We start from the raw sequence: 15,708 nt of genomic DNA on the forward strand, positions 1-15,708 counted from the left end.
AGCCGTAAGGAAGCTTCTAGAAACTTGTAAAAAGAATACATGATTGATGTGTGTTATTTCTCTTGGTTTTAATACGCGGTAAGGGTGCATACACGTGTACCCTCACTACGAATGTGTATTGATTCAAGCTCTTGCAGCCTAAAGAGTCTTTCTAGACAAGCGTTGAGATTCTAGGACTAAATCTACAGCAGTGCTAAAGTCTTTAACTATTAAGTCGGGCTGGTAAAGTTGCAATTGGGTGCGATCGCGAATCCCACACTCTACAGCCATCACTTTAATATTATAATTTTTCGCAGCGGTGATATCGGCTTCTGTATCTCCCACCATCCAGGTATCAGCAGCGGGGGGCAATTCTTGTAATGCCCTAGCCATTAACAAGGGCTTATCTTCAATATCACGAGTTTTCACGTAGTCGTTACTTAGGCAATAACAACGATTTTCTGGGAAAAATCTCCCCAAATCGTATTTTTTGAAAGCATAATCTAGTTCTCGAACTCGGCGCATGGTCATAACTGCTAAATCAATTCCAGCTTGTTGAATTTTTAACAGTGCATCCACAGCACCAGGCGCGAGAGTATCATAGTTGAAATAAGCTTCTGTATGCACAGTTTGCCGCCGCAACTGGGCAAATTCTTGGGCTTGGGCTTCGTCTAACCCTGAATTTAAGGCAATTTGTTTTTCAGGAATGCGCGATCGCTTTAACTGCCAAAATTCCGCTTTCGGAAGTTCTTGCACCACTTGGTCTGGACGACGGGTTTTCTCCAAGCAGAATTGGTAAACACGGTAGTACCGTTCGGAAACATCAATAATTGGGCCGTCGAAGTCAGTAATCAGTCTTAGCATCGGCGGAAAATGTTAATTTTTATTAAGATTATCTCAGATGTACAGCTATTTTTCGAGAGATAAATTTAGTATCAGCATTCTACTGTAAAGTACCGCGTTTAATTTGTTCGCTTTCAATGGCTTCAAATAAGGCGCGAAAGTTACCTTCGCCAAAACCTTTAGCTTGCAAACGACGTTCAATAAACTCAAAGAAAAATGTCGGTTGTTCAAAAATGGGCTGGGTGAAAATTTGCAGTAGAAGGGGTGCAGTTTGTTGTGCCCCTACAGGAGTATATTCTTGCCAGTCCACGAGAATTTCTTGTTGAGCGATCGCTTCTAGTTCTAGCGGTGATAGTGTAAGTCCTGGACGCTGTTTTAGCTGGGTGTAATAGGTTTGGGGAACCGAGAGTAAGGATAAACCATTAGCACGAAATTTAGCGATCGCACTTACAAGATTAGTCGTCCGCAAGGCAATATGTTGAATTCCTGGTCCCCGGTTGACATCGAGAAACTCCTGAATTTGAGAATTTCTAGAAGCCGGTTCATTAATTGGCAATTGGACGCTACCGTTAGGCGAAACCATCACCTGACTGTGTAAAGCAGAACGATTGGTTTTAATTTTAAATGCTTGCTGGGGTTGAAAATTGAGGATATTTTCGTACCAAGCCACAGCACTGTCTAATTCCCCAACTGCCACGTTCAGCACTATATGATCTATGGCGGTAATTGAAGATATAGGCGAAGCAGAGGGAAAATTATTGCAAACCTCTCCCCTTTGCCCAAGGCTGTCTTTCCCTTCTCCACAGCGCCTTTCTATCAAAGTATGAGTTAGTCCACCCCAGGCGGCAATCTTGCCACATTTGAGAAATGCCTTACCTATCCAGCGTTCCTGGATGGATTGTAGAATTGTAGCACCGTGCATTTGAGCTAGTGCGATCGCGCCTTCGACATCTTCCACAGCAAAAGCGACATCTGCCACACCAGGGGGATATTGACGCAGAAACTCCGCTACTGGACTTGTAGGTAACAGTGGTGAAGACAGAAAAAAGCAGACATCACCACTTTTCACCACTTCTGTACAAGTATGAAATGAACTGATGCGATCGGCTACTGGTTGAAAACCAAGATGGTGTATAAACCAATCCCGCCATACTTTCGCGTCTTCTACATAGAAATGAACGTGATCAATTTTCATAGATACTGAAAATACAGCATAACAGCTTATATCTCTGTAAATTTTGCCATTTTTGCTAGATTTTCACGTCCTTCCTAAGCAAGAATTATCTAGGCATACTCCCACTCTAAAAGAACAGATGACTATCAGGTTGAATATTAATTTCCATCGGCACAGCTTGCGGTTCGGCAGAAAGGGCAAAGAAAATCGCATTGGCAGCAGTTTCAGGACTAAGCATTTTTTTCCGGTCTACTTTTAGGTTGACGTTATCCCAGAAAGGAGAATCTACCCCACCAAAGTAGAATAGCGTGAACTTGATACCAAAACGCTTGAGTTCTTCTGCCATGCACTTGCTGAAACCGACAACACCAAACTTAGAAGCGGAATAAGCCGCTGCCATCCCCATCGAATGCTTGCCCAGAATTCCAACCACATTACAGATATGACCAGACTTGCGCTTTTGCATCTCTTCAGCAGCCGCTTGAGTGGTGTAGAAGCTGCCTTTTAAGTTGACATCTAGCATCTTGTCTAAATCAGCAGGTTCCAGGCTGTTGTAGGGCTTGAGTATACCAGCACCGGCTGCATTCACCAAAATATCGATTTGACCAAACTCAGCAATGGTCTTTTCTATCAAAGTATCTACCTGTTGAGGGTCAGTAATATCTGTAGGAACGCTCAAAACTTTTCCTGGTAAATCATTTGCCAGTGTTGTTAAACGACCGGCATCTCTCGCAGCCAGTACCAATCGAACTCCTGTAGGCGCAAGTTTGTATGTTAAAGCTGAACCAATACCACCAGTAGCACCGACAATAACAACGACTTTATTTTGCATCTTATTATTTACATTTCTTTACATCTTTTTACATAATACAGAATTACAGGCTCAGGTTGTAGGTAAATATCTAGAAAATATCTATTCGGAGAGTAGTGCTATTACCTCGTATTCTTTGCCATTCGCCTTTAATGTAAATGTGGGAGATGATTTTAGATATTTAAGAAAACTAGAACCTAAGTTTAATTTTTTAATAATTGAATTAGGAGATTCTCCGGTAATTTTCCGTATCTCTGTCCCTAATGTGGACACAGATAATTTATTTTTAGGAGACTTGTTTTGTATATCTTGAATAATTTTCAATAGTAATTTATCTAATGTTTCTCCATTAGATATTTCCGTAAGATATTCTTGTTTTTCTTGGTCTTTAATAGATTCATTAAATGAGTTATCTACAACAGATATTGACTTCTCTTTTTCTAGTTGGTTTAAATTATGTTTAATATTGATCTCGCATCTTTCTTGAAATAAAGTTGCAATATCCACTAAACTGTTTAATTTAGCATTGATTGATTCCTCTTCAGTTTTAATTAAATCTTGAATTGGATCAATCACTTTTTCAAAAGATGGAACTTCTGTTGCCATTGACAAAGAATAATAAGTTAATTTACCAGTATTCCGGTTGTCTATATGCAAATTTTGTCCTTGTCTACGTACCCAATAGACAATTAATCCTTGATTTTGGAGTTCGTTACAAAGATGGTTTAAAATTCCATCATCAGAACAGACCAAGATTTCTTTAACTGTTGGATAAGAGCGTAAAACACAAGCACCAAATGCGATCATTTTTGCATCAGAACTATTTTTACCTCCAGGCACATGGACAAGTTGATAGCCACGGTTATATAGTTCAATATCTTGCTTCCCAATACTGGGATTTCTCCAGTTAGCAAATGCAATTTTAACTTGGAGTGGATATTCACAAACACTGGCTAAAAATAATTCTGAATTAATGTCCAATTTTAGGTTTTCTGCATCCAAAAGTAGAAGAGATATTCCTGTTTCTAACTTATGCTTAATTTCATTATTTTGCTGAATTTTTAAGAGTAATTGGCTAAACACAGAAGATTCTAACCAATCAGGCGATAATATCATTTGCAGCAGTTCTTCAGCTAATTTAAAATTAAAAGAGCCAAGACCTTTCTCTGGAATTTTTTCTTCTGGCAGGTTTTTAACTAAAGAAAGTTCCGCCGCATCAATCATAGATAGTTTAGTATGTCCATTGCTGTTAGCAAACAAGTCTCCTTCCAGGGAATGAGGTAATGCAGGCTCAAGGAATTGTTTGCCACAATTTTTGCAGAGGTAATTCTGCTGGTCATTGCGACGACCATTTTTATAATATGAAGTAGATTCGCACAGAGGACATTTCATCTTATGATTCAGGTGGTCTAGGCAGATACTTCTCTTTAAGTATATAGTATAAAAAGAGACTGTCAATGTCAGTCTGTATTGCCCAACACAAGAAAAATTCAAGGCAAGCCGAAATTAAATTTAACCCCTAATTTCCGCTTGCTCCATATAGTAACCCTCTAAATAGCTAGAATTTTAGAAACTCTTCAACTAACGCGGGCGAAAACATAGTCGCGGGTACGAGAATCCACGGGGTTAGTAAACATTTTATTTGTAGTACCAAATTCAACCATTTGAGTAATCCGATTTTCATTGCTACAAAAGAAAGCCGTAAAATCAGATAGGCGAGTAACTTGCTGCATATTGTGAGTAACAATTACAATTGTTAATTCAGAACGTAAATTATGGATCAAATTCTCAATTTTTATGCTGGCCGAAGGATCAAGACCTGAACAAGGTTCATCCATCAATAGGACATTCGGCTTGACTGCTAAAGCACGGGCAATACATAGTTTTTGTTGTTGACCACCAGAAAGTTCTAAAGCAGATTTGTGCAGCTTATTTTTAACTTCATCCCAAAGTTCGGCAGCTTTGATGGCAGATTCAACAATTCCATCTAATTCTACTTTCGGATGCCATCCAACCAATTTCACCCCATAAGCAACATTATCATAAACGCTCATAGGAAAAAGATTTGGCTTGGGAAAAACCATACTAACTTGGCGGCGTAAGCGATTGATATTAACACGACGCTCATAAATACTCTGTCCAAAAAATTCTACTTTTCCTTCAACTCTCACTTCTGCTTCTAATTCACTCATGCGATTTAACGATTTCAGAAAAGTAGACTTGCCACAACCACTAGAACCAATAATTGCCGTGATTTGGTTTTGGTAAATATCCATTGACACGCCTTCAACTATCTTTTGAGTGTCGTAATAGAAGCTGAAGTTTTTGACTCTGATAGCTGGAATTAGTTTACTCATATTCCCAAAACGTGTGAAACGAAACTTGACTAGATAAAACAGTACAAATCAGCGCCGCTGTTTCACTATGTTACTCCCAAAAGGAGGTATTCATGGAAATTACGTAGCTACATGTTAGCTATACATCAGATAAACAGTTAGTAAATACCTGTATTCAAGCTATGTCCGCAAATTTATCTTTTCAAGACTTTTTATACCCTTTTTTCACACCTTAACTATATCTTTAGAGAGACGCGATAAATCGCCGTCTCTACAGGTAATTTATCCATCAATTATTTATTGACAGATTACTACGGTGTACACACAATTCCTAAAACCTGAATTAGCTGTAGTGGCGTGGCAAGGCTAAAATGTTGCAAAAAAATTGTAGGTTGGGGAGCCACTGCGTTGCGCGGGTTAAGAGCGTTGTAGCAAGTGGCGTTGGAGGCTTTGCTAAAGCCAACATATATCAGAATGTTGGGTTGCACTCCGCTCCACCCAACCTACGTTTAATATACAAGGGTGTGTTATGCCGTAGGCTAACGCACCTGAGATTGTTGACGGTGCGTTGCGCTCTGCGACAACACACCCTACATTAAAATTCCTTAACATAGCTGGAATATTAGCACCGACTTATTTACACACAATTACTAAAACCTGAATTACGAAACAGATGTGCTTCAAATACATGAAAACTGCTGTAAGACTTTAACCGAAACGCCCTGAAATATAGTCGCGGGTGCGGGGATCTAGTGGGTTGTTAAAGATTTGCTCTGTAGCGCCAAATTCAACCATTTGACCAATGCGACTTTCGTCGGTGCTGAAGAAAGCCGTAAAATCAGAGACACGAGCGGCTTGCTGCATATTGTGGGTAACGATCGCAATTGTCAACTCAGACTGTAAACTATGGAGTAGTTCTTCAACTTTCATCGTAGCAATGGGGTCAAGGGCCGAGCAAGGCTCATCCATCAGTAAAACTTTTGGTTTGACTGCTAAAGCACGGGCAATACATAATCTTTGTTGTTGACCACCAGAAAGCCCTAAAGCCGATTTATCCAGCTTATCTTTGACTTCATTCCAAAGAGCGGCACTTTTAAGGGCAGATTCGACAATTTCATCTAACTCTAATTTTGAATATCTACCTGCTATTCTCATCCCGTAGGCAACATTTTCATAAATACTTATCGGAAAAGGATTTGGTTTTTGGAACACCATACCAATTTGGCGGCGTAACCGATTAATGTTGACACGAGGAGCATAAATATTCTGACCAAAAAATTCTACATCTCCTTCAATTTTTACGGGCCCTTCTAATTCGCTAATACGATTTAGAATTTTGATGAAGGTAGATTTACCACAACCACTAGGGCCAATAATTGCAGTTACTTGATTTTGATAAATATCTATTGATACCTTTTCGATTGCTTTTATAGAGCCATAGTAAAAGCTGATATTTTTAACTTTGATGGCTGGAATTAGGTTACTCATGCTTTCCCAAGGTGCGAAACAAAAACAGAAATTTATTTTACCGAACAGAATTCAGGAGTCAGGAGTCAGAATTCAGAATGAATTTTGTACGAAGCGGTAGCGAGTATTTTCGAGTCGCATCTTGATTCTGATTCCTGAATTCTTCTTCAATTTAGTCTTCTCTGTCTAATAACTAAGCGAGAAAGAATACTTACACATAAAATTAAGCTGAGTAGAACTATAGAAGTAGTCCAGACTAATTGACCTTTTTGCGGGTCTGGGTCGTTGTAGAGATTAAAAATCAATACTGGTAGGGAAGCTGTTGGACTTAACAATCCTTCTGACCAATCTAGACTAAATAAAGCCGTAAAAATTAAGGGTGCTGTTTCCCCAGCCGCACGAGCTACAGCTAATAAAATACCTGTGGTAATTCCGGGGATTGCAGCAGTTACAATGATGCGAAAAGTTGTTTGGAAGCGAGTTCCGCCTAAAGCAGCGGAGGCGAGACGTTGAGATGTGGGAATAAGTTTTAAGGATTCTTCTGTTGTCAGTATAATTACAGGTAGCATAATTACAGCCAAAGCAAAACCACCTGCGATCGCACTAAATCCTTTAGTGACTAAAACTATTACACCATAAGCGAATACGCCGACAACAATTGAAGGCACACCTGTCAAAATATTAGTGATAAAACGAACAAATCCAGCGATGGGATTGCCTTGACCAAATTCCGCCAAGAAAATTCCTGTCATGATTCCTGTGGGAATGCTTAAAATAGCACCAATTACTACCATAATTATGGTTCCTAGAATGGCATTGCCAAAGCCATTGTCAATCACTGCTTTGACAAACATCTCTGACTTGAGTCCAGATATTCCTCTGATGAGAATTTCCCACAAAATTGATAATAAAGGAATGAGTGCTAGACCTGTCAAACCAAATGCGATCGCATTCATTGCATAAGTAAATATGACTCGTTCCGTTGGCAAAGGGCTGCATAATTCTTTTGCTAAAGATTCATCATTTTCTGACTGGATATAACCACTCATATTTTTTCAAGTTTTGATTGATAAATGTCTTGCTAAATGGATATTTTTGGAAATCTTAAACATAACCAGTATTAGCTATTTTTCCTGCCAACCCACTTAACTAAGAGTACAGCGCCAATATTTACAGCTAGAGTCAACCCAAACAAAATCAATGCTAAATAGCTTAAAGCGCCTATATGCAGTCCTGGTTCAGCTTCGGCAAATTCATTAGCTAATACAGAGGGAATTGTATAAGCTGGATTGAGTAGAGAAGCACTGATTTGAGCAGAGTTGCCAATCACCATAGTGACAGCCATTGTTTCACCCAAAGCACGTCCTAAAGCGAGCATGGCTGCACTCACCATTCCAGAAAATCCAGCTGGTAACAAGACCCGAAAAACTGTTTCCCAGCGAGTGCCACCTAAAGCCATAGATGCACTACGTAATTCTTTAGGGATAGCCATTAAGACATCACGAGTAATTGCTGCCATTGTCGGCAAAATCATAATAGCCAGAATAATTCCAGCAGTTAACATATTAGTTCCCGAAGGATCTTCGGTGTTAAATAGTGGTATCCATTTCAAAGTACTGCCTAGCCACTTTTGGAGAGGTTCGAGAAATGGAATAAAAACAAAAATTCCCCACAAACCAATAATTACACTAGGAATTGCTGCGATTAATTCAACAACAAATGCTAGGATGGTTCGGAGCGATGAAGGTAAGAAATTTTCACTCGTGACTAAGGCTATTGCTATTCCAATTGGGACAGCGAATAAAATAGCGATCGCACTACTTACCAAAGTTCCATAAATATAGGGTAATGCCCCAAAAATCTTATTACCTGTATCCCAATCTTGACCCCACAAAAACCCTAGTCCAAACTGCTTAATAGCTGGTAGAGCTTCATGTAAAATTACCCAACTCATCAAAAATAGCACTGCAACGGTAATCACGGCAAAAAAGTATACTAGCCGTGTAAAACTTTGGTCAAACCAGAAATTTGTGCCGCCGATAGCTGTTAGATTAAAGCTTTCATCATCTAGATTGGAATCATCTGATGAATTTCTGTCGGCTGGTTCTGATGAATTTGCCATTACAAATCAATAAAATAGATTTTTTTATTAGTAGAGTGAGTTAAAAACTCACCCTAATACAGCAATCCCAGATAGGGAACTTCCAAATAACAAAATATCCAATTAACTCTTGTGGGGATGGACTGGGCGGTCAAGATGCCCACCCCACAATATTGGATAATTTATTTCTTGGATAGTAAGGTTACAAATTAAGGCTTGACAGCGCTATTTACTGTCTGAAGTACCCGATTTACCACATCAGATGGAATTTTGGTGTAATTGAGGTCATCGTTATATTGTTGACCATCTTTCAATACCCAATTAATCCATTTTTTAATAGCATCAGCTTTAGAAGCATTAGCATACTGTTTGTAAACAATAATCCAGGTGAGTCCTACGATGGGATAACCTTGTCCTGGATCTCCTACGAAAACACGGTAATTGTCTGGAAAATTCACAGTTGATAAAGCCGCATTTGCAGATTCTAAAGAAGGAGCAACAAATTCTCCTTTCTTATTTTGTATCAATGCTGATTTCAGGTTATTTTGGACAGCGTAGCTATATTCTACATAACCAATAGAACCAGGAGTGCGAGCTACTATAGCAGCTACGCCTGGATTACCTTTACCTTTGAGAACGTTTGGTAGATTCCATTTTGGAGCAGTGTTAGCTCCAACTCTGCCTTTAAAATAACCACTGGTTGCACTCAAGTGGTTAGTGAAAATAAAAGTTGTACCGCTACCATCAGCGCGAACAGCAAATTTAATTGTTTGATCTGGTAGATTCACACCTGGATTATCAGCTTTAATTTTTGCGTCATTCCATTTGGTAATTTGACCTGAATAAATTGCTGGTAGTGTAGCGCGGGATAATTTGAGACTATTAACGCCTGGAAGATTGTAAACAACAGAAACAGCACCGCCTGCTGTAGGTACTAAAATTGCACCATTCTTGACTTGAGCGATTTCATCATCTTTCATTGCAGCATCACTAGCACCAAAGTCAACGGTTCCAGCAATGACTTGACGAATACCGCCACCGCTACCAATTGCTTGGTAGTTAATTTTCAAGTCTGGATATTTCTTCTTGACTTCACGAGCATACCGTTCGTAAAGGGGAGCCGGAAAAGTTGCTCCTGCACCGTTCAAGGTTTCAGCTTGTGCGATCGCACTAAAAAATGGACTCACTGCAATAGAAGTTGTCACCACTGAAGTAGCAACGACACGATTCAAGATGGCGGTCGAAAAAATCATATTACCTCTGATTAAAGGAATCTTTTCCTGCTGTAATTCCAGCCTTAAATAGGCTACATTTTTTATGGTTAAAGCTTCTTTAAAAATTGATAAACAAAAAATTAAGATGTGTTTAAATCTTGCTTTTAATTAATTTCTACTTTAACAAATTATCTAAATCTACAGCAGAAAATTGTCCAGTACAAAGTTGGTTTATAGTTGTCCTGAGCCAGAGATAATAATCTTCGTCGTATAAGGTTTGAGTTGCTGATTGGATTATTGGTTTTACCATAGACTAGCCGAACTCATACTATTTTTTATTTAGCCAGATCGACTTAGGGTAAACGCCAACTCAATGTGACTTGCAATTGTCCATCAGGCAAAGCTGACATTTCCCATGCACCATCTGGAAGTTCAGAGGCGATCGCACTCATCATCTTACTGCCATAGCCACCTTTTGGGCGTTCACAGGCAGTAGGTTTGATAGTTGAGGCATTGTTGGCATTGTTGGCGATCGCTAAAATACATCTGACTCCCTGTTGCTCTAAACTAATACACACTTGGGTAGCAGTACCGTGGGGTGGTTGGGCGTGTTGAATTACATTATTCAGTGCTTCGCGGAAAAAGCGGTAAATTTCCTCTCGCTGTTCAATCCAAACACTGTTTAATTCTGGTTCTTGGAGAGGATGAATTTCTGTAATCACTGTTAAAGTTAACTTTCCAGAATCGACTAAATCTTGCAGCGTCGCCCTAATTCCGACATCTAACCCTTGTCGTAATGCTGGAGTCACCTCCATTTTTTCAGCTACACTACGAATGTTATGCAATTTATCCCTAATTTCCTGCCCTAAAGCTGCCAACTTGTCTACAATTGAATCCACATCTAAATGAGATTCCAATTCAATTTTGTCCATCACCAGCTTCAAATCTTGCAAAGCCCCATCGTGGATATCAGAAGCAGTGCGATGGAGAATTTTACGTGTGCGGGAAAGAATCGCTTCTTGTTCAGCCGCCTTTAGTTGGCTAATTTGATAGTTTTGGAGAGTAATAACCTCTTTTTGTCGTACCCAAATCAAATATATAAAAACAGACATCCCTGTTGCTGTCCACACCAATAGAGGCAGAATAATTGATAATATCCACTTATATTTAAATAGAATTAAACATAGTCCAAAGTAACCGCCAAATATTGCCGAAACTAGCCCTAATAAACGCAAATTTTGATAACTATAAACACTAGCACTAATAAAAACCGCTCCTAAAATAACGATTATCAACTCCACCCATTGCGGCGAAATTTGTAAAAATGAATCTGTCATCAAACTGGCCATGAGGTTGGCCTGAATTTCTACGCCGGCCATGCTGTCGCCTTTTGGCGACAGCATGGCCATTGTGTGTATGTTGTTCCCTTCTACAAAACCAATGAAAACGACCTTATGGCGTACTTTTTGAGACAGTTGGCTACCAGACACAACCAAACATCTTTTTTCTTTACTAGGTTGACAAATAGATGTCAATTCTAGAGAAGGAAAAGTTCCCGCCTTACCCCAAAAGTTAATCTCTACCTGAGTTGGAATTTTAGCAAATCGTGATGAGAGAGAACCTTTTTGCTGTTGCTGTTCAAACTTTTCTAAAGCTAAAAGAGCAGCAGATTTAAAAGTTTGAACTTGATTTATTTCTTCCGATAGAAAGAACTGACTAACTAGGTGAGAGCGTCGAGAAGTGCTACTTAAATTTATCGGAAATTCTGCTTCTGGCTCGTATTCAAAAAAACCCTGAATTGTCTCAGGGGGAATTAAAGGTCGAAGTTGCTCACCATCAAAAGGGATCAGATGATTGTAGATTAAAAGCTTTTGTTTCCCATAATTAGAGATTGAATTGGTGCGCGTCACTAAAACAATTTGATCGCTATGATTTTGCACCAAATTTTTTAGAGGTCTATTTATAGGCTCAGTAATTTTGATTGGGTACTCAAACTCTGGTGGTTCTCGCCAGTCGTCGCGAAGATTCAAAACGACCACAGATGCACCTGCTTCTAAAAGATGCTTAACTAAATCTGCATAGAAAACTCGCCCTAAAGATAGCTTTTGATTTGCTAAATCCTTTCGTTGAATTTTCACCAGAATAATTTCTTGAGGCGGGGATTTTGGGTGGTGCAATCTCAGCAAAGTATCTTGAAGCTGTAACTCCAATTTCTGAACTAAAGGAATTTGCGAGAAAATAAAATTGTAAAATACACCGCAACCAATTCCTAAGCTGAGAAATTTAATTTGCCGACTTTTGCGCCACATCTAGTTACGGTTTGGGAAAGAGACGATAGCGAATAATCCGATAGGGATTATTTTGAGACAAGCTGACTCCTAACTCATTCCCTGTTTGGACAAACTCCCAAGTTACAGCGTTCATCGTTACAGTTCCATTGAGATCAGTAGATTTATTTAGCTGGAATGGGGGTTCATTTTTCGAGGGGCCAGAGAGGAATTGCACATTGTAATCTATTATACTCAAGCTTAACTCAACTGTCCCCCCTTCACCAGCACCACTGACAATTTTGCCTGTTCCTGACCAAATTTGTTGAGCAAAGGCGGGTGAACTGAGTCCCCACAGTAAGGATGCTGTGGTGAGCATAATATGCAGTCTTGGTATAGGGAATTTCATAATTGAAGCGTGGATAAAGATGATCTCACACTTACCAGAGTTGGGTTTTTATATGCGTTCGTAAGTCTGCAAATTATTTTGCGGGAGTTCGCACAATTTTCTGCGCTGATACACGTAGATTTTTTCTGTGGGTAAAAATACTATCAGTAAAAGCCACAGGTTAGTCCTCAATGGCGATCGCTTTCTTGAACTAAGTAATTTAGTAATTCACAGTATTTTCGGACAGACACATGATGATTAAAAAGTTTAACCTACTTGCTTTAATTGTTTTAGGTACAAGTACTTTAATAGCTAGCACCGCTACTACAGCACAAGCCCAGCGGCGCACAGGTGCATATTTTGCTTATCGTAATGCAACACACTTTGGATTCTATAATCCGAATAAATCTAATCCAAGTGGTGCCAGCGACTTGATAGCGTATTGTAGCTTTCCTACACCAGGAGGCTATCAGATGCACAAGGTAGGTATAGGAGGCGACAACGTTGGTCAATTAACCGATGATCAAGTTACTCCGTTGGCATTTCGGGGTGCATGTCCACTTCCATCAGGCTATTTTGCTTGGAATAAGGCAACACATTACTCAATGGGAGAAGGCAGATACTGTAGTTTTCCAACCGGGCAAGGATTCATCGATCATCTAAATCGTCGTCCCTACGAGCGAAATTTTGGTAATTTGATATCTGATCCTAATGCATTTATGTCGTTTGCTGGAGCCTGTGGGAGCTAGAGGTATGAGCGATCGCACTTCCTAGTATATTCAGATCCCCGACTTCTTGAAGAAGTCGGGGATCTAGTCTCCCAGATGACACGATGATTTCATGCGATCGCAATCAATCTCTTGTTTAGAGGAGTGGCGATCGACATCAACGCTGATTAGAAACGAATAATTTTGATCGTGCGGCGCGATCGCTCAAAACAAACATCAAATTCTCGAAAAAAGTTCGTTTGCCCAAGAATTAAGGGCAGCTGAGAGGCTTGTGTCCAGGCAAATGCTAGGCGAACTGGTTCCAGATTCCCAATTTGAATATGCACAAATAAACCTCGTGCTTCAACCCTTGCAAGATTTCCAGCCAATGGCAAACGGACAGTTTGTTCCTCCCAAATTGCACCCAATTGCAGCCCGATGTCATAAGGTAATAGATTGACCGTAGATCCAGTATCTAGCAGTGCATTCGCAAAGACAAAAAAGCCTGCATGACTCAGAGTGATGGGAATCGCGGGTAATGCTTCATCGTTAGAAAAGGGAAACTCGATTGTACTAGGCATGAGTAGATTTCTCTTGGTCATCCTGAATCATTTGCATCAGAATGTTTGAGGCTTCCGTTGCGTCGTAGGGCGACCAAACTGGATACTCTGATGCAGAAAAGATGACTTGTAGTTCCGCGTCTGGGATTTGTGCGGCTAGGAGTTTGAAGAGTGATAATTTGTCTGATTGGCTCAGATTGTTCACCAAAGAAATTAACTCAGCGAAAGACATGGTTTAAACTCTCAGACATAGGAGAATGCATTTATCATAAGCGATCGCTCTTTCGAGAACACGATTCTTTCATGCGAGCGCTCTTTTTGAATAAACCAAAAACTCAGAGCGATCGCATTACCCATTATATTTAAATCCCCGACTTCTTAGAGAAGTCGAGGATCTAGGGGAAGCGATGGCACTTAAAAATTTTTCATTTCAAAAATAGTAGAAGTAATATGAAAAAACTTTATTGGTGCAATTATCTTATTGCAACTTTAAGCTTAACTACCGTAGTTAGTAACCCAACACCTCATGCTGCTGCTCAAGAAATTCCTAAAGGACAATGTATTACTAATGCCTATGGGCAACAACTATGTGGCTATAATTGTGTTAAAAATCAATTTGGAGATATGAAATGTGCAGATTGGCCAGGTGGTGTATGTACTGTGAATGTTTATGGTGAAATCACCTGTGGACCACCAGCACCACCCAACTGGACTTTAGGCTATACATCCCCTCAAAGAACAGCTAATCCTCCTCAGATAACATGGAGAATTGACAAGCATAATATGAGTATTGAAGAATGCCAGCAAAGAGTATATCAAGCTATGCAATCAGGAAGTTTTATTAATATAAAAACAGAAGGAAATTCTGATTCAGCTTACATTTTAGAAGGTAACATTAACAATAATACGACAACAATAGTTTGTCAAAACGGTACTGTCTTTATTGTAGTTGCTGGAAATAACTTAAAGACTGTTGCTAGGTTACGCGATTCTATATATCAAAATATGGGTTTTAGTGTAAATCGCTAAAAATATGGAAGCCAAGCCACAGATGTTTCTCGTTGTAGAAGATCATCCAGAAGTAGCCCAAAATAACTGTGATTTCTTGAGAAAATTCGATCCCTCTGCTATTTGTGTCATCGCCAATACTCCCCAAGAAGCACTACAACGTTTACAAATAGAGACACCAGATTTAATTGTCCTCGATTTACAATTTGTTACACCCTCTGGCTCTCAGTCTGCTAAATCTGCTTTCCAACTATTAGAGTTAATTTTTGATGCTTATTCCTCTCTAAATATCCTGATTTATAGCAGTGAACCCAGTTGGCTGATCAAACTTGTTAAATCTATTAATCATCACTACGGCGGTTTTGTAGTAGTGAATAAAATGGAACGGCGCAAAGCTTTTTTAGAGGGGGTTGAAAGTGCGCTGAATGGAGAATTGAAACTGCCTAGAGAGTTACGTCAAGAATTGAATTTGAACGAGAAAGAGTTGGAAATTCTCAAACTCCTATGTCATGATTCCTTAACAGATCAAGCGATCGCTCATCGTCTTTACATATCGCTAAGGGCTGTTCAAAATCATATCCAACACCTCAAAGTCAAATTGGGTATCGATGAAGTTGAGCAAAAAGAGATCAATTCTCGTATTGCCCTTTGTATGACAGCAATTCAGAAAAAACTATTATCGTTCTGATTTAGATTGTGGTTGTAATAATACAGTAATATTTAGGCGATCGCATTTAAGCCACGTCTCAGTAGTATGACCGCAGAACAAGGATTAATAATTTTTGATGCTGCAACTGCATCCTCGCAGATAAGTACAAAACTGAATTATCGACCGCAAACCGCCGATACCAGC

At 39.5% G+C, this 15,708-nt stretch carries 17 protein-coding genes and 1 pseudogene; 3 read left to right on the forward strand and 15 right to left on the reverse strand.

What is annotated here, in order from left to right; genetic code table 11:
* Nucleotides 1-138: 138 nt before the first annotated feature.
* The 13 genes and pseudogenes from FD723_RS11090 to FD723_RS11150 all read right to left on the reverse strand — a co-directional run bounded on the left by FD723_RS11090 (nt 139) and on the right by FD723_RS11150 (nt 12,601).
* Nucleotides 139-843: an HAD family hydrolase gene (locus tag FD723_RS11090; RefSeq protein WP_179065388.1), complete on the reverse strand. Its 705-nt coding sequence runs from the start codon at nt 841-843 to the stop codon at nt 139-141.
* A 79-nt stretch (nt 844-922) separates the two neighbouring features.
* Nucleotides 923-2,017 (reverse strand): 4-hydroxyphenylpyruvate dioxygenase, encoded by a 1,095-nt coding sequence (hppD, locus tag FD723_RS11095; RefSeq protein ID WP_179065389.1) that lies wholly within the window; start codon nt 2,015-2,017, stop codon nt 923-925.
* A gap of 106 nt (nt 2,018-2,123) precedes the next feature.
* Entirely contained in the window at nt 2,124-2,828 is a 705-nt protein-coding gene (locus tag FD723_RS11100; protein WP_179065390.1) for an SDR family oxidoreductase, read from the reverse strand.
* A gap of 81 nt (nt 2,829-2,909) precedes the next feature.
* Entirely contained in the window at nt 2,910-4,199 is a 1,290-nt protein-coding gene (locus FD723_RS11105; RefSeq protein WP_179065391.1) for an NYN domain-containing protein, read from the reverse strand.
* 185 nt (nt 4,200-4,384) lie between these two features.
* Nucleotides 4,385-5,164 carry a phosphate ABC transporter ATP-binding protein gene (locus tag FD723_RS11110; protein ID WP_179065392.1) on the reverse strand — a complete coding sequence of 260 codons (780 nt, stop codon included), beginning with the start codon at nt 5,162-5,164 and terminating at the stop codon, nt 4,385-4,387.
* Nucleotides 5,165-5,454: 290 nt separating this feature from the next.
* The gene (locus tag FD723_RS11115; RefSeq protein WP_179065393.1) at nt 5,455-5,631 is read right to left on the reverse strand and encodes a hypothetical protein; all 177 of its coding nucleotides are present in this window, start codon (nt 5,629-5,631) and stop codon (nt 5,455-5,457) included.
* 220 nt (nt 5,632-5,851) lie between these two features.
* On the reverse strand, nt 5,852-6,631 hold the full coding sequence (gene pstB / locus FD723_RS11120; RefSeq protein ID WP_179065394.1) for a phosphate ABC transporter ATP-binding protein PstB: 780 nt from the start codon (nt 6,629-6,631) through the stop codon (nt 5,852-5,854).
* 146 nt (nt 6,632-6,777) lie between these two features.
* Nucleotides 6,778-7,659, reverse strand: coding sequence for a phosphate ABC transporter permease PstA (gene pstA, locus FD723_RS11125; protein ID WP_179065395.1), 882 nt, complete (start codon nt 7,657-7,659; stop codon nt 6,778-6,780).
* 71 nt (nt 7,660-7,730) lie between these two features.
* Nucleotides 7,731-8,732 (reverse strand): phosphate ABC transporter permease subunit PstC, encoded by a 1,002-nt coding sequence (gene pstC, locus FD723_RS11130; protein ID WP_179065396.1) that lies wholly within the window; start codon nt 8,730-8,732, stop codon nt 7,731-7,733.
* Nucleotides 8,733-8,920: 188 nt separating this feature from the next.
* Entirely contained in the window at nt 8,921-9,964 is a 1,044-nt protein-coding gene (pstS, locus tag FD723_RS11135; protein ID WP_179065397.1) for a phosphate ABC transporter substrate-binding protein PstS, read from the reverse strand.
* Nucleotides 9,965-10,103: 139 nt separating this feature from the next.
* A pseudogene (locus FD723_RS11140) lies at nt 10,104-10,235 on the reverse strand (DUF29 family protein); the annotation flags it as partial.
* A 43-nt stretch (nt 10,236-10,278) separates the two neighbouring features.
* Nucleotides 10,279-12,234 carry a CHASE2 domain-containing protein gene (locus FD723_RS11145; protein ID WP_179065398.1) on the reverse strand — a complete coding sequence of 652 codons (1,956 nt, stop codon included), beginning with the start codon at nt 12,232-12,234 and terminating at the stop codon, nt 10,279-10,281.
* A gap of 4 nt (nt 12,235-12,238) precedes the next feature.
* Entirely contained in the window at nt 12,239-12,601 is a 363-nt protein-coding gene (locus FD723_RS11150; protein ID WP_179065399.1) for a hypothetical protein, read from the reverse strand.
* Nucleotides 12,602-12,831: 230 nt separating this feature from the next.
* Here FD723_RS11150 and FD723_RS11155 point away from each other — a divergent pair, with 230 nt between their 5' ends.
* The gene (locus FD723_RS11155) at nt 12,832-13,329 is read left to right on the forward strand and encodes a hypothetical protein (RefSeq protein ID WP_179065400.1); all 498 of its coding nucleotides are present in this window, start codon (nt 12,832-12,834) and stop codon (nt 13,327-13,329) included.
* 146 nt (nt 13,330-13,475) lie between these two features.
* Here FD723_RS11155 and FD723_RS11160 read toward each other — a convergent pair whose 3' ends face one another.
* Both FD723_RS11160 and FD723_RS11165 read right to left on the reverse strand, forming a co-directional pair.
* Nucleotides 13,476-13,868 (reverse strand): hypothetical protein, encoded by a 393-nt coding sequence (locus FD723_RS11160; RefSeq protein ID WP_179065401.1) that lies wholly within the window; start codon nt 13,866-13,868, stop codon nt 13,476-13,478.
* Nucleotides 13,861-14,079 carry a hypothetical protein gene (locus tag FD723_RS11165; RefSeq protein ID WP_179065402.1) on the reverse strand — a complete coding sequence of 73 codons (219 nt, stop codon included), beginning with the start codon at nt 14,077-14,079 and terminating at the stop codon, nt 13,861-13,863. Before FD723_RS11165 ends, FD723_RS11160 begins: the two co-directional genes overlap by 8 nt.
* A gap of 218 nt (nt 14,080-14,297) precedes the next feature.
* Here FD723_RS11165 and FD723_RS11170 point away from each other — a divergent pair, with 218 nt between their 5' ends.
* Nucleotides 14,298-14,876, forward strand: coding sequence for a hypothetical protein (locus tag FD723_RS11170; protein ID WP_179065403.1), 579 nt, complete (start codon nt 14,298-14,300; stop codon nt 14,874-14,876).
* Nucleotides 14,877-14,880: 4 nt separating this feature from the next.
* Nucleotides 14,881-15,543 carry a response regulator transcription factor gene (locus tag FD723_RS11175; protein ID WP_179065404.1) on the forward strand — a complete coding sequence of 221 codons (663 nt, stop codon included), beginning with the start codon at nt 14,881-14,883 and terminating at the stop codon, nt 15,541-15,543.
* The last annotated feature ends 165 nt before the right edge of the window (nt 15,544-15,708 follow it).

This window comes from Nostoc sp. C052 (assembly GCF_013393905.1).
GTDB lineage: Bacteria > Cyanobacteriota > Cyanobacteriia > Cyanobacteriales > Nostocaceae > Nostoc.

What these genes read in the sequence shown, in the direction of transcription:
- FD723_RS11170 (WP_179065403.1), top strand. Translation starts at nt 14,298, where the DNA reads ATGAAAAAACTTTATTGGTGCAATTATCTTATTGCAACTTTAAGCTTA.
- FD723_RS11110 (WP_179065392.1), bottom strand. Translation starts at nt 5,164, where the DNA reads ATGAGTAAACTAATTCCAGCTATCAGAGTCAAAAACTTCAGCTTCTAT.
- pstC (WP_179065396.1), bottom strand. Translation starts at nt 8,732, where the DNA reads ATGGCAAATTCATCAGAACCAGCCGACAGAAATTCATCAGATGATTCC.
- pstB (WP_179065394.1), bottom strand. Translation starts at nt 6,631, where the DNA reads ATGAGTAACCTAATTCCAGCCATCAAAGTTAAAAATATCAGCTTTTAC.
- FD723_RS11160 (WP_179065401.1), bottom strand. Translation starts at nt 13,868, where the DNA reads ATGCCTAGTACAATCGAGTTTCCCTTTTCTAACGATGAAGCATTACCC.
- hppD (WP_179065389.1), bottom strand. Translation starts at nt 2,017, where the DNA reads ATGAAAATTGATCACGTTCATTTCTATGTAGAAGACGCGAAAGTATGG.
- FD723_RS11155 (WP_179065400.1), top strand. Translation starts at nt 12,832, where the DNA reads ATGATGATTAAAAAGTTTAACCTACTTGCTTTAATTGTTTTAGGTACA.
- FD723_RS11090 (WP_179065388.1), bottom strand. Translation starts at nt 843, where the DNA reads ATGCTAAGACTGATTACTGACTTCGACGGCCCAATTATTGATGTTTCC.
- FD723_RS11150 (WP_179065399.1), bottom strand. Translation starts at nt 12,601, where the DNA reads ATGAAATTCCCTATACCAAGACTGCATATTATGCTCACCACAGCATCC.
- FD723_RS11145 (WP_179065398.1), bottom strand. Translation starts at nt 12,234, where the DNA reads ATGTGGCGCAAAAGTCGGCAAATTAAATTTCTCAGCTTAGGAATTGGT.
- FD723_RS11165 (WP_179065402.1), bottom strand. Translation starts at nt 14,079, where the DNA reads ATGTCTTTCGCTGAGTTAATTTCTTTGGTGAACAATCTGAGCCAATCA.
- pstS (WP_179065397.1), bottom strand. Translation starts at nt 9,964, where the DNA reads ATGATTTTTTCGACCGCCATCTTGAATCGTGTCGTTGCTACTTCAGTG.
- FD723_RS11175 (WP_179065404.1), top strand. Translation starts at nt 14,881, where the DNA reads ATGGAAGCCAAGCCACAGATGTTTCTCGTTGTAGAAGATCATCCAGAA.
- FD723_RS11105 (WP_179065391.1), bottom strand. Translation starts at nt 4,199, where the DNA reads ATGAAATGTCCTCTGTGCGAATCTACTTCATATTATAAAAATGGTCGT.
- pstA (WP_179065395.1), bottom strand. Translation starts at nt 7,659, where the DNA reads ATGAGTGGTTATATCCAGTCAGAAAATGATGAATCTTTAGCAAAAGAA.
- FD723_RS11100 (WP_179065390.1), bottom strand. Translation starts at nt 2,828, where the DNA reads ATGCAAAATAAAGTCGTTGTTATTGTCGGTGCTACTGGTGGTATTGGT.